A 13,834-nucleotide genomic window follows, 5' to 3' on the forward strand; every position below is an offset into this window, starting at 1 on the left:
GAAAAAGATGCGCGGTTACGTCATTTTTTTGTGGCAGCAGACGGGAGATGTGTCATCCGCCTCAATCTGGCAAAGCTCCGTCATCGCTTCTTTCAGGTGCTTTCTCGCCCGCAGCAAGCGGGATTTAAACGCAGTCAGCGAGATTCCCAACTCATCGGCTAGCGCCTGTTGGGGACGCCGGTTAAGGTCGGATTCTTCAATCAGCCATCGCTCATCTTCTGGCAACGCCTGCAGGGTTTCAGGCAGACAGACATTCAGCGTTGAAATGGCATCAGGAGATATGTCAGACAGCAGGGTATCTTCTTCCAGTTCGACAAACTCTCTGGCGCTGCGGTATTCGTCGATGAGCAGATTTCTCGCTGCACGATACAACCATGCACGCGGATTCTCCATCTCACAAAAATGATCGGAATGAGCGCGGGCACGGAGAAAAAGCTCTTGCAGAAGGTCAGCGGCTTTCTCCTCATCCCCTGTTTTGGATACCAAAAAACGTAAGAGTTCTGGTTCGTGCTGTTGCCAGAAAATGGTCATACATGCATTGAAATCACTCACATTACTCATGTCAGACCTCCGTGGTGAAAGTGCTTTTGCGATTCGACAACATAAGAAAAGTAAGGTTACACGATGAAAAGGGAATAGAAAAAAGACAGGTCATTATATACCTGTCTTTTTATAGAACAATAACAGAACGTCATTGTACATCGTGCAGGGATCGGCCGTAACTTATACCAATATGTATAAGATAGCCTCAGGATATTATCCTGCCTTGCATTATGGTTTATTCAATATCGACACTGTCGGGTAATAGCATGTTGCCGTAAAAATATAACAACGCGCTATAAATGATTTATTTTCCGACTGTTGGCTTAAAATAACCAATACCGATCGTTTTACGAAAACGCCAGTTTTGCCATTGTGGCCATAATACATCGGCGATCATCGCAATCGCTATCCAGCGGAACCAGGTGGCGAAGGTATTACTGTGTCCCTGAGGTTCTTTATATCCCTTCACCCAACCGTCATAACCCCGTTCGCCAAGCAAGGTATCCGGGAATCCACCGTCTGCATTCTGGAAGTCGAGCAATTTCACCAGCATACTGCGTAACCAGTGCTCAATTTCGTCCTTGCGCTGTGGGCAACGGGCATGGCCGTGCGCCAGAATATCGATAATATCGACATCAATGCAGCTGCTGCGAACAGCCAGGGGTTGCTCCAGACAACGGCTCATTGACTGGTTGAAATAGGGAATATTTTCATCGAGCGCATAAAAGACATGCAAATTATGTGTCGCACCGCAGAGAGCAAATAATAATGCCTCCTGACTGTACTGCTGGCCCGGTCCCCAGAAACCAGAATAGGGCTCGCTTTGCTGATTATGCCAGAAGATCATATCCTGCAAACGCTGAGCCGCAGGGCCGCTTGGATCTCTTTGCTGTTCGAGTAACAGAAAACTGCCCATATTGACGATATTGTTCCCTTCCAGCCAGGGATCGCGCATATCGCGTTGACCTAACCATGCCCAAAAATATTGTGGGTCGAGGTACGGTTTCAAAAACGGCAGTTCGAGGCGATCCAGTTGATCCAGAACATCCAGTGTACCCATACAGTAGTTTGTCGTATGGAAGCGCATGTACTGACGAGTGATATTGGCATCCGGCCCTTTCCAGGTTTCGCTCCAGCACAACCCCGGCAACTGGAAAAAACCTTCCTCTTGCTGATGGCCTAATACCCAGTCCGCCAGTGCTTTTTTCTCAGATATCTCATCGCCTAATAAAACGCGAGCCATTGTCCCATCGTAGGTGCCTGGCAACAGCATCTGCGGCCACTGTTCTGGCTGATGAAGTTCGCTGACGCGTAATACGCCAGGCGTTCCGTTAGGGAGTTGCATGCTGTTAAGCCAGAGGAGACTTTTCTCTTTGGCTGCAAGAATTCGTTCCTGTAACAGGCTATCGGTAAATGACATATTCAGTTCCTATACGATTAATTTTATTTAAATTTAGCCGCAGCCATTGTTGGAATTAAAAAATGCATAATCAGGAAACCCAGCAGATAGGCAAATCCGCCCATCAGGAAAATAGACCAATAGTTGCCTGTCGCTTGCAGGATATGGCCTGTTGCCTGTGTAAAGATAATTGAACCGAGAGAACCAATTAAGCAGCCAATACCGACAACGGCACCCACAGCCTGTTTAGGGAACATATCCGATACGCTGGTATAAAGATTGACTGACCAACCCTGATGCGCTGCAACAGCAAGTCCAATCAACGAAACCGCGACCCAAAGATTAGAAACATTCGAAACCAATAAAATAGGCAGTACGCAGGTGGCACATAGCAATAACGTTAATTTACGTGCCTTATTGACAGCCATACCGCGGTTCACCATCCATGCCGGGAGATATCCGCCAGCAAGACCGCCCATGGTTGCCAGAATATTGATTAGAACCAGTGGCATCGCCATATGAGCCATATCAATACCGCGGGCGTCATGCAGCCATTTCGGTAACCAGAACAGGAAGAACCAGAAGATCGGGTCTGTCAGAAACTTACAAATAGCAAATGCCCAGGTTTGCTTATATTTCAGCAGCCCCAACCAGCTGATTTTTTGCTGTGACAGTTCGGCACTGCCCGCGTCATCATCCTGATTAATCCAGGCTAACTCTTCTTCGTTTACTTTTTTTACCTTCTCCGGTTTTCCGTATAAAAATAACCAGAAAACAATCCAGATAAACCCGACAGCACCGGTTGCGACGAATGCTTCACGCCATCCCCATTGTAAGGCAATCCAGGGAATAATGATGGGTGCAAAAATATTACCGACATTGGAGCCCGCATTAAAAATACCGGTCGCAAATGCGCGTTCTCGTTTCGGGAACCATTCAGCTGCAACCTTTACTGCGGAAGGAAAGTTGGCGCTTTCCCCCAGCCCAAGGAATATACGGGCGTAAATGAAACCAATCACTGTGCCGACCATACCATGAGCCATCGCCGCCACACTCCAGAGCGCCAGAGCGATAGGTAAGACCAGGCGGGCACCATAAACATCAACGATACGTCCGCACAGAAATAAACCTAATGCATAGGCGGCCTGAAATGCCGTCACAATATTGCCGTATTCAATCTCGTTCCAGCCAATATCTTTTTGTAGCATTGGCGCGAGTAACCCTAAAATAGATCTGTCAAGATTATTTATAGTGACTGAAAAAAAGAGTAACGCGCAAATTGTCCATCGATATCGACTGGTTGTAGAACTCATCTTTACTGCTTGATTACTGACACCACTTTGCAACTGCCCCATCGTATTTCCTCCGTCACGATATGAGAACTTATCCAAACAGACCCAGCAAAAATTACGTTCAGCCAGTGTAAGTGACCTGGTCTGAGTCCGTGACGGGTTAGAAAGAGAATTGAGATCCCTGAAGTTCAGCTATAATTTTATGTGAGTAATATCGCTACCCAAGGTTGTTAATGTGATGCAGGTCACTACGATAAAATTTATTATGAGACACTGATCACACTGAGGCGCTCTGCATTTTAGACGGTTGTCACATTTACTTGTTTTTTCCTCTCTCTCAGTCTTGTGATCCCGAGGATCGCCATCAAGCCCGGTTTTTGAGCCGTTATTCTTCAGCAACACCTCTTTTATGAAGGATATCTCATGCTGGAAAAATCTGACCTGGCAGAAAATGCCGTTGAATGCCTGCACAACGAGCAATATGACCAGCCATACAACACGCAGAATCTTAACCATACCAATCTGTTGTTCACTGGCGGTCGCCAGTGCGAAAGCCTGAGCGGGGAGTGGCGATTTACGCTGGATCTTCACGACACAGGGTTAAGGCAAAAATGGCATCTCCTGGATAAACGCGATGCTGAAACGCGCCGGGACCCTTATGATTACGATCCTTTTGCCGGTGATACCGTTCCGGTGCCGGGATGCTGGCAGATGATGAATGAAAAATGGTTCTATTTTGAGGGGAGTGCGTGGTACACCCGCGAAATCGACTATATCGTTCAGGACGCTGATGAACGTATTTTTTTACGCGTTGGTGCTGCTAACTACGATTGCAAAGTTTTCCTCAACCATCAGTTCATCGGCAATCATTATGGTGGCTCAACCCCATTTTGTGCTGAGTTAACGCCGCTATTACAACCCGGCAATAATGTGCTGATGCTGTGTGTGAATAATAATCGCACCACCGACAGGCTTCCTCTGAGAAATAACGACTGGTTTAACTACGGCGGAATATATCGTGAAATCGATATTATTCGAACGCCGCAAACCTATATTCGGGATCTGTTTGTCTATTTAGTCCCCGATGGGAACTATAATCGAATCGCCGTGAGAATAGCGGTTGAAGGTGACGCGACGGAGGTCAATTTCACCCTCGCCGAATTGGGTATCTGCGTGAATCAGCCTGTGATCGACGGAGTTGCTGAAGCGACATTGTCTGCTGAGCCGCAACTCTGGTCTCCTGAGCATCCTAAATTGTATCGGGTCATGGCGATGCTGGGACGTGATTGTGTCAGTGACCGCGTGGGGTTCAGACAAATAGAGGTCGTGGGAACGGATATTCGTCTGAACGGTAAGTCGCTCTATCTTCGGGGCGTAAATTGCCATGAAGATGATGTCCTGTTAGGGAAAATGACCAACGAAGCGGATATCCGCCGCCGTTTTCAGGATGCCAAAGAGCTCAACTGCAATTACCTGCGACTGGCGCATTATCCTCACCATGAGCTGGCCGCGCGCATTGCGGATGAAGTGGGCCTGTTGCTCTGGGAGGAAATTCCAAACTACTGGGCGATCGATTTTAAGAATCCGGCAACCCAACGCGATGCGCATAATCAGTTGATGGAGCTTATTTATCGTGACCGAAATCGTGCCAGCGTAATTATCTGGTCCGTCGGTAATGAAAATGCCGATACCGATGAGCGACTGAATTTTATGACTTCGCTGGTAGATGCTGCCCGTCAGGCCGATCCTAGCCGTTTGATTTCTGCCGCTTGCCTGGTCAATCATGCCAAAATGAAAATTGAAGATCGTCTGGCTGATTATCTCGATATCATCGGACTGAACGAATATTACGGTTGGTATGAAGAGAATTTTGATGATCTGATTGTACTGGGAGAAAACTCGTCGCCCACAAAACCGGTGGTGATCACCGAAACGGGGGCCGAAGGTGTGATCGGCGATCATGCTCCCCAGTCAGGGCCGTTCTCGGAAAACTATATGGCGGATGTTTATCGCAAGCAGACCGAGTATTTGCCAAAACTTAATTATGTCCGTGGTTTTACCCCGTGGCTATTGTATGACTACCGTACAGAAAGACGGCAGAATCCTTACCAGAAAGGATTCAACTGTAAGGGGCTTATTACCGCTGACAAAATAACACGCAAAAAGGCATTTTATGTGCTGCGTGATTTTTATCAGCAGCTCAAAAATGCCGGGTAATAAGCTAACACTGTTAGTTTAAGACCGAGATATCCGGGGCGACCACCGGGTTTGGCGTCCCTCCGGGAACCAAATCCCGGTGTTTCCCCTAATTCATTGACTTAAGTGAACGGTGTTAAGTCATTAGCGGATTAATCTGCTGTTAGACTTTCTGCCAGGCTAAGCAGCCTGGCAGGATCAAATAACATGGCCAGATAATGGGGTTGCTGTTGTTCTTCTTTATCGAGCCATTCGGAAATTCGATGTGCTAACAGGCGCAGTTGATTAATCTCTTTGGTTAACTCAAATAAAGAGATGCCACTTTGATTTCCGTAGCGGTCTAACATCATTTTCATTGCGACGCTTCGAGCGACGTCATTAAACATTTCGGTGTAGTAGGGGACGCGTTCCCAGACACGTTTAAACAGATCTCTTTTCTCTTCCGACATCGCAATCGAATGTATTATTTGATGTAACCGATTACGAGAATCTTGTGCCAAAAAGATCGCCCGTTGCTTTTCTAATAATAATTGCTGGTATTGTTCGCGCCCGGTGTCCGGATCGTCCATCGGGAATAATACCGACATACTATAATCGTCAGAATGGCGTAAATGTAACTGAAGCTGTTTTACGGCCTGGGCATAGCTTTCAGGTATCTGACTGTAGTGGTGTAAAACATGCCCCAGTATATAGGGCGTTTTTCTCATCCATTCGTAGCTACAGGTATACAATTGATGAAAGGTGTTTAATTCAGCCACTCCCACTTTATGCTCTAGCATATCGGTGAGCCAGCAGTGAAATGCCTGTTTTTCAGACATAAATATTTCGCGGCCAAACATGGCTAAACCATGCAAATTCACCGAATTTACTGAGTTGATCAGAGAACTATTAGAGATCCACTCCCAACTGAGTCGACCCGTAATCGCTTCCAGATGCTCGCCTGCCATACTTTCGACCCAGCTCAATCGACCCTGAATTTCTTCTAATAAGTAACAGGGCAGCAGTGTCCAGCCGTACTCCAGTCCCCACATATCAAACTCAATCCACTTGATTCGCCCTTCCAGTTGAGTCAGTAAAGGATTATTCACAAAGCCGGGGCGATAACCATGAGCCACGGCCTTAATTGATACCCGCACATCCGGCGGTAATACCTGTAGCGCATTGACTAATTGCCATGATGCCGCCTCATCCTCCATATAGTCACGCAGGACCATTTTCTTTCCGAGGCTTCGCAGGGTTTGATAAAGGTAAGGGATTGTCGTGACCCAACTGGCTTTGTAGGGTTGATGTCGGGGAAGATTCACAATTATGCCATCAATACCGGATAATTGTTGTAAGGCTTCAAAGAGATCCTGCTGATAAAAGTTTTTCCAGAAAACTTCATCTGCACTACTATTTTCAATCAACGCATATTCGGGATATTTTTCTTGTATTTTTCCATCACGGGGTAGGGCTTCACCTTGTAACCAAACGCTAATGCCTGATGCCCGGCAATAACGGCATAAACGTTGCAGATATAATAAATGTTCCTGACGCTCGCGTAGCAGATTCTCACGGCCATGCTGACAATAAATGGAGGGTGAGACTAATAAAGATAATAAATTCTGCTGATTAATGACAAGACCATTAAATTGGTCCCGAACCATCACCGCAATGGCACTCTGCAAATATGGCCAGTGCCAGATCAGCGAAGAATTCACTTCTAATAAACGAAGCGGAATAGAAGTCTGCACTTAAAGAAACCACGCGAGCAATGTTAATCGTACCTTCTATTTTATAGCCGTTGCTTCTGTCGCACCAGAGTTAGTTAGGGCCAACAGCAGATTAAAACGCTGCGGAAAAGTCGAATGAAAATCAAAAATAGCGTGAGCCCCGGAGGATGTTCTCAAGTTTGATAATATCATTTTGGTGAATGTGTCGTAGTCACCAGACGCGCACAGGACTATGCTTTGTCTCGACACCCTAAAAACAACAGAGGCAATGTCATGGATAAAGAATTACTGGAAGCGGGGTACCGGGCTTATACCGGTGAGAAAATAGATGTCTACTTCAATACGGGGATTTGCCAGCACTCGGGGAACTGCGTGCGCGGGAGCGCGAAGCTTTTTAACCTGAAACGCAAACCGTGGATTATCCCGGATGAAGTGGATGTCGCTACGGTGGTCAGAGTGATTGATACGTGCCCGAGCGGCGCGCTGAAGTATCGGCAGAAATAAGCGAGGGACGAATGGAAATACTCGAAGGTCATAACAAATTTTATGTTAACGATGCTGAAGGCAATCAGGTTGCGGAGATTGTATTTGTACCCACAGGGGAGCATTTGAGCATCATTGAGCATACCGATGTCGATCCCAGTCTGAAAGGACAGGGGGTAGGTAAAAAACTGGTGGCGAAAGTGGTGGAAAAAATGCGCCAGGAAAACCGCAAGGTCATTCCGCTCTGCCCGTTTGCGAAACACGAGTTTGATAACACTCGTGAATATGACGATATCCGCGCCTGAGTACGGTTTCCCGCCGGATGGCGCTTCGCTTATCCGGCAAACCGTAGGCCGGATAAGGCATAGCCCCCGTCCGGCATATCACTCCCGGTGCAGCAGATCCTGATAAATTCCCGTCAGTACACCGTGTGGGCCAAACTCTTTTTTAATCCACTGGGTCACACGGCCTGTAGCCGAATGCTGAGTCGCCAGCAACATACGTGAGTCCTGACGAGGGTTGTGGATCTGACGGGTCACCAGCAGCGATTTTTCCATCGCTTCCCGCACCATGTAGTCTGGCAAAAAGCCAATCCCTTCCCCCAGAATCTGACATTGGCACTTGGTGTTGAAATCGGGCACCAGAATCGACTCCTGACCATGCAGCAGCCAGCCCACTTTTTTATTAATCGTGTGCGCCGTATCTTCGACCATGATGTTTGGGTACAAGCGCAGTTGGCTCTCGGAAATGGGCTCCGGCATAAAGGCCAGCGGATGATCCGGGGCGATTGCAAATGCCCAACGGATGGCGCCGATTTCGGTGTAGTCGATACCGCCGCCGTCGAGCAGCGTGTCCGGTGCGCCAATCGCGATGTTGGCCTGGTTATTGATAATGGAATCCCAGACGCCGTTGTACACCTCTGTCGTCACCGTTATCTGGCAGGTTGGAAACTGCTTTTTCAGCACCTGCAACAGTCGGGCGGTATGTTTTGGGGTATAGAGCAACTGGTTGATGCAAATGCGCACTCGCGCTTCGATGCCCTGGGCAATCGTGTCAATACTGCGCTTGATGGCGTGGAAGTCGTTCAGCAGATCGGTCGCTTTGCGAAAGAAATAGCGGCCGGACTCGGTTAACTCAATGCTGCGCGTGTTGCGGGTAAACAGAACAACATCAAGTCCCATTTCCATCCGCTTGATGGTGTAACTAATGGCTGAGGTGGTTACGCCAAGCTCCTCTGCCGCCTTACTAAAACTGCCATAGCGGGCAGCCATCGTGAAGGCCAACAGATTCTCCTCGGTAAAAATTGAATTCATCTTTCTCCCCCATGCCCTGCGTTTGTCGTCTGTCATGCAGCGATTGTTGAATGTATTTGTAATCCTTATGGCAGGCAATCAGTTTTGAACGAAATTTAACACTAAAGTTACATTTGATTTGAAGAGAATCACACTTCTGAGCTTTAGTGACAGGCCACACGCTGTGCTGCCTGGAGAGAGGGGGGCGCGCATTACAACCCGGGATAGAAAGGAGGCTAACCATAAGAGAAAGATTGCTCTGCCGCACATTTTGTCTTTATTGTGAAATTTATTTCAATAATCGACGCGCTTACGATGAATGAAATTTAAGCGGATGTTTTTCTCATCACTCTGTTGCTATTCTCAGGCTATCGGAATTGCAAGAAGTCTAAAAACTGCAGGAGAGGGAATATGTCTGAGAACGAACTCATCACAGAATTTCTGCTAGCAGCAGAGCAGGGCAATGCTGAAGGATTAAAATCCTGTCTGGAAAATAATGTGGATATTAACGCCACTAATCGTCAGGGACGAACTGCGATTATTATTGCCAGTCTGAATAAACACTACGAGTGTGTGTCTTTATTGATTGCGGCGGGTGCGGATATTAATAAGCAGGATCAAACCTGTTTTAACCCTTTCCTCATCAGCTGCCTGACCAACGATTTAACCCTGCTGCGTACGGTATTACCTGCCAACCCTGATCTCGACCGTCTGAGCCGTTTTGGCGGTGTGGGAATTACGCCAGCCAGCGAAAAAGGTCACGTCGAGATTGTCCGTGAACTGCTCACACGCACGAATATTAACGTCAACCACACCAATTTTGTCGGCTGGACGCCGCTGTTGGAGGCCATTGTGCTCAACGATGGCGGCGCAAAACAGCAGGAGATCGTCAAGCTGCTGCTGGACAACGGTGCGAACCCACACATGACGGACAAATACGGTAAAACCCCGCTGGAACTGGCGCAGGAGAAGGGGTATCACGAGATTGCCGGGCTGTTGATTGCCGCAGGCGCCTGACGGAGGAACACCATTATCGCATCGCCATTACGGCAATGCGTCAGGGCGTTAACGGCAGATAGCGCGTTTCTCGCACAGCGAATGGAGGGACGGGTTGAACAGGTTTTTTCCCGGGCGGTAAACCTGTTCATTCCCGGACAGCAGCGATTACTGACACTCCTCAGTGAACGCTGTGACAACGCCCCTAACAGCTGCCGTCTGGCGCTGACACATTGCAACCACCTGTTCCGCCCTGGTGAACAGGTCAGATTTACGGCGTCAGGGATCGCAATAGGCGATGATAAATGGATTGAAACCGTTGCCTGCACGCGCTGGTTGATGCCTGAAATATCAATGAGCGAGGATTGTTTTACCGCCATTCCCTGGCGACGCTGGGCCGGGACGCTGTATCAGCATCTCGGATGTGACGACACTCTGTTTTTGTATACCGGCGATAATCCCTTTTATCGCGAATTAGCCAGAGAACTGCAGCAGCGCCGCCAATATTTACTTTCTGCGCTGCAGCAACAACAAAATATGACGGATGCGATTACCCGCCTAATCGGTCTTGGAATCGGATTAACGCCGTCATCCGATGATTATTTAGTGGGTTTGAGCATTATTTTATTTATCCGCGGACATCCGCTGGAAAAATATCAGGACACATTTTTAACAGCCTTACGATACGCCGGAGAAAATACCACGCTGATCAGCAAAATAACGCTGGAGGAGGCTTTTCATCGACGGTATCGGGAAAGTATTACGCGACTGGTAAAAAATATTATTACCGAGTCAGATAATTTTTCTACCCATATTATTACCGACATTAAAAATATCGGTTCAAGTTCTGGCTGCGACATGCTTTACGGTATGGCGGACGCCTGCGCTTTGAGCCACTGGTCTGGAGGGAATTATGTCAATCAGGATAGTTGTTAAAAAGAACACGTATTTTGATTCCGTCTCGCTGATGTCCATCTCCACGCGCGCCAATAAGCTGGAAGGCGTGGAGCAGGCGTTTGTGGCGATGGCAACAGAGATGAACAAAGGCGTACTGAAAAATCTCGGTCTGCTGACGCCCGAGCTGAACGAGGCAAAAAGCGGCGATCTGATGATTGTGATTAAGGGCGCCAGCGACGCGGCGAACGAGAAAACCCTGGTCGCCATCGATGCGCTATTCACGCATAAAGAACAGGGCGGCCAGCATGAAGCGCGTTACGCCACCCTGGCCAGTGCGAAAATGCATGTGCCAGACAGCAACCTGGCGGTGATCTCGGTCAACGGGTTATTCGCAGCGCGCGAAGCCCGGCAGGCACTGCAAAACAACCTCAATGTGATGCTCTTCTCCGACAATGTTTCCATTGAGGATGAACTGGCGCTCAAGCAACTGGCACACGAAAAAGGGCTGCTGATGATGGGACCGGATTGCGGCACAGCCATCATCAATGGTACGGCGCTGTGCTTTGGCAACGCCGTGCGTCGCGGCAATATCGGTATTGTTGGCGCATCGGGTACCGGTAGCCAGGAGCTGAGCGTGCGTATCCACGAATTCGGCGGGGGGATTTCCCAACTTATTGGCACCGGCGGGCGCGATCTGAGTGAAAAGATTGGCGGTCTGATGATGCTGGACGCCATCGGCATGCTGGAAGCCGACCCGCAAACGGAGATTATCGCGCTGATCTCCAAACCTCCAGCACCTGCCGTTGCCCGCAAGGTGCTGGAACGCGCGCGCAATTGTCAGAAACCGGTGGTGGTCTGTTTCCTCGGTCGCGAAGAACCACCCGCAGACGAAAACGGCCTGCTGTTTGCGCGCGGAACCAAAGAGGCGGCGCTGAAAGCGGTGCTGCTGACAGGGGTGAAAAAAGAGAGCCTGGATCTCCATCCGCTCAACTGGTCGCTGATCGAAGAGGTGCGCGCCCGCCTGACGCCGCAGCAAAAATACATTCGCGGACTGTTCTGCGGCGGCACGCTGTGCGACGAAGCCATGTTCGCCGCGATGGAAAAACATGACGAAGTTTATAGCAATATTCACCCGGACCCGAGCCGCCGTCTGACGGATCTCAACCGCAGCGTGGCGCATACCTTCCTCGATTTTGGCGATGACGATTTTACCAACGGCAAGCCGCACCCGATGATCGACCCCACCAATCGCATCAGCCGCCTGTTACAGGAAGCGCGCGATCCGCAAGTCGGTGTGATCGTGATGGATTTTGTCCTCGGGTTCGGATCGCACGAGGATCCAGTCGGCGTCATGATCGATGCTGTCAAAGAGGCGAAGGCGATCGCCGCCGCAGAAGGACGCCCGCTGGAAATATTGGGCTATGTGCTCGGCACCGATCTCGATACGCCGTCGCTGGAAAAACAGTGCCAGATGCTGACGGACGCTGGCGTGATTTGGGCAAGCAGCAGCACCAATACCGGATTGCTGGCGCGTGAATTTGTTTGCAAAGGGGAGGAAGCCTGATGAGCCAGTCACTGTTTAACCAGCCACTCAACGTGATTAACGTCGGCATTGCCATGTTCAGTGATGATCTGAAAAAACAGCATGTGCCGGTCACTCAACTCGACTGGACACCGCCGGGTCAGGGCAACATGCAGGTTGTCAGCGCGCTGGATCAGATTGCAGATTCCCCGCTGGCGGAGAAAATTGCCGCCGCTAACCAGCAGGCGCTGGAACGCATTATTCAGTCCCATCCGGTACTGATTGGCTATGACCAGGCGATCAACGTCGTACCGGGGATGACCCGCAAAACCATTCTTCACGCCGGACCGCCGATTCGCTGGGAAAAAATGTGTGGTGCGATGAAAGGCGCCGTGACAGGGGCGCTGGTTTTTGAAGGGCTGGCGAGCGATCTGGAACAGGCCGCAGAGCTTGCCGCCTCCGGTGAAATTACCTTCTCACCCTGCCATGAGCACGACTGTGTGGGGTCGATGGCGGGGGTCACTTCCGCGTCGATGTTCATGCACATCGTGGAGAACAAAACCTACGGCAATCGCGCGTATACCAACATGAGCGAACAGATGGCGAAGATCCTGCGCATGGGCGCTAACGATCAGAGCGTCATCGACCGTCTGGTGTGGATGCGCGATGTGCTGGGACCGATGTTGCGCGATGCCATGAAACTGGCGGGTGAAATCGATCTGCGACTGATGCTGGCGCAGGCGTTGCACATGGGTGATGAATGTCATAACCGCAACAACGCAGGCACCGCGCTACTGATTCAGGCGCTGACGCCGTGGATTATTCAGACCGGGTATCCGGTGGCGCAGCAGCGTGAAGTGTTTGAGTTCGTCGCCAGCAGCGACTACTTCTCCGGCCCGACGTGGATGGCAATGTGTAAAGCCGCGATGGACGCCGCTCACGGCATTGAGTACAGCACCGTCGTGACCACCATGGCACGTAACGGCGTGGAGTTTGGTCTGCGCATCAGCGGTCTGCCCGGACACTGGTTCACCGGTCCGGCGCAGCAGGTGATTGGCCCGATGTTCGCCGGTTATAAGCCGGAGGACTCCGGGCGTGATATCGGCGATAGCGCCATCACGGAAACCTACGGTATCGGTGGCTTTGCCATGGCAACCGCACCCGCCATCGTGGCGCTGGTGGGAGGCACGGTGGAAGAGGCCGTCGATTTCTCCCGTCAGATGAGAGAGATAACGCTGGGCGAAAACCCGAACGTCACCATTCCATTGCTGGGCTTTATGGGGATCCCTACGGCTATCGACATCACGCGCGTCGGCAGTACCGGCATTTTGCCGGTGATCAATACCGCCATCGCGCACAAAGATGCGGGGATCGGCATGATCGGCGCCGGCATTGTCCACCCGCCGTTCGCCTGCTTTGAAAAGGCGATTCTGAGCTGGCGTGACCGCTACTGCCAATAACAACCACAGGGGCTAACACCGTTAGCCCTGGTGTCGCAAAGC

At 50.0% G+C, this 13,834-nt stretch carries 12 protein-coding genes; 7 read left to right on the forward strand and 5 right to left on the reverse strand.

What is annotated here, in order from left to right:
* Positions 1–15: 15 nt before the first annotated feature.
* The 3 genes from AC07UY_RS02015 to AC07UY_RS02025 all read right to left on the reverse strand — a co-directional run bounded on the left by AC07UY_RS02015 (position 16) and on the right by AC07UY_RS02025 (position 3,297).
* Positions 16–561, reverse strand: a complete 546-nt coding sequence (locus tag AC07UY_RS02015) for a sigma-70 family RNA polymerase sigma factor (RefSeq protein WP_494661346.1) — start codon at positions 559–561, stop codon at positions 16–18.
* 286 nt (positions 562–847) lie between these two features.
* Positions 848–1,963, reverse strand: a complete 1,116-nt coding sequence (locus AC07UY_RS02020) for a hypothetical protein (protein ID WP_494700658.1) — start codon at positions 1,961–1,963, stop codon at positions 848–850.
* A 23-nt stretch (positions 1,964–1,986) separates the two neighbouring features.
* Positions 1,987–3,297 carry an MFS transporter gene (locus AC07UY_RS02025; protein WP_494661344.1) on the reverse strand — a complete coding sequence of 437 codons (1,311 nt, stop codon included), beginning with the start codon at positions 3,295–3,297 and terminating at the stop codon, positions 1,987–1,989.
* Positions 3,298–3,657: 360 nt separating this feature from the next.
* On the opposite strand from AC07UY_RS02025, the gene AC07UY_RS02030 reads away from it, so the two are divergent.
* Positions 3,658–5,451, forward strand: coding sequence for a glycoside hydrolase family 2 protein (locus AC07UY_RS02030; RefSeq protein ID WP_494700659.1), 1,794 nt, complete (start codon positions 3,658–3,660; stop codon positions 5,449–5,451).
* 131 nt (positions 5,452–5,582) lie between these two features.
* Here AC07UY_RS02030 and AC07UY_RS02035 read toward each other — a convergent pair whose 3' ends face one another.
* Entirely contained in the window at positions 5,583–7,163 is a 1,581-nt protein-coding gene (locus AC07UY_RS02035; protein ID WP_494700660.1) for a hypothetical protein, read from the reverse strand.
* Positions 7,164–7,415: 252 nt separating this feature from the next.
* Between AC07UY_RS02035 and yjdI the strand changes: the two genes are divergently transcribed.
* Together yjdI and AC07UY_RS02045 are read left to right on the forward strand one after the other, a co-directional pair.
* Complete coding sequence (yjdI, locus tag AC07UY_RS02040; protein WP_203360109.1) at positions 7,416–7,646, forward strand: 4Fe-4S mono-cluster protein YjdI; 231 nt, start codon at positions 7,416–7,418, stop codon at positions 7,644–7,646.
* 11 nt (positions 7,647–7,657) lie between these two features.
* Positions 7,658–7,930, forward strand: a complete 273-nt coding sequence (locus tag AC07UY_RS02045) for a GNAT family N-acetyltransferase (RefSeq protein WP_203360110.1) — start codon at positions 7,658–7,660, stop codon at positions 7,928–7,930.
* Between the two features lie 78 nt (positions 7,931–8,008).
* Here the strand turns inward: AC07UY_RS02045 and AC07UY_RS02050 are convergent, their stop codons facing one another.
* A complete protein-coding gene (locus AC07UY_RS02050) occupies positions 8,009–8,938 on the reverse strand; it encodes a LysR substrate-binding domain-containing protein (RefSeq protein WP_203360111.1) in 930 nt (309 codons plus the stop codon).
* A gap of 390 nt (positions 8,939–9,328) precedes the next feature.
* Between AC07UY_RS02050 and AC07UY_RS02055 the strand changes: the two genes are divergently transcribed.
* The 4 genes from AC07UY_RS02055 (at position 9,329) to AC07UY_RS02070 (ending at position 13,792) form a co-directional block, all read left to right on the forward strand.
* Positions 9,329–9,934 (forward strand): ankyrin repeat domain-containing protein, encoded by a 606-nt coding sequence (locus AC07UY_RS02055; protein ID WP_494700661.1) that lies wholly within the window; start codon positions 9,329–9,331, stop codon positions 9,932–9,934.
* An 81-nt stretch (positions 9,935–10,015) separates the two neighbouring features.
* A complete protein-coding gene (locus AC07UY_RS02060; RefSeq protein ID WP_494700662.1) occupies positions 10,016–10,849 on the forward strand; it encodes an oxamate carbamoyltransferase subunit AllH family protein in 834 nt (277 codons plus the stop codon).
* Positions 10,827–12,374 (forward strand): acyl-CoA synthetase FdrA, encoded by a 1,548-nt coding sequence (fdrA, locus tag AC07UY_RS02065; RefSeq protein ID WP_494700663.1) that lies wholly within the window; start codon positions 10,827–10,829, stop codon positions 12,372–12,374. Before AC07UY_RS02060 ends, fdrA begins: the two co-directional genes overlap by 23 nt.
* A complete protein-coding gene (locus AC07UY_RS02070) occupies positions 12,374–13,792 on the forward strand; it encodes a YlbE family protein (RefSeq protein WP_276294025.1) in 1,419 nt (472 codons plus the stop codon). Before fdrA ends, AC07UY_RS02070 begins: the two co-directional genes overlap by 1 nt.
* Positions 13,793–13,834: the final 42 nt, after the last annotated feature.

This window comes from Citrobacter sp. GW821-FHT02E08 (assembly GCF_059421685.1).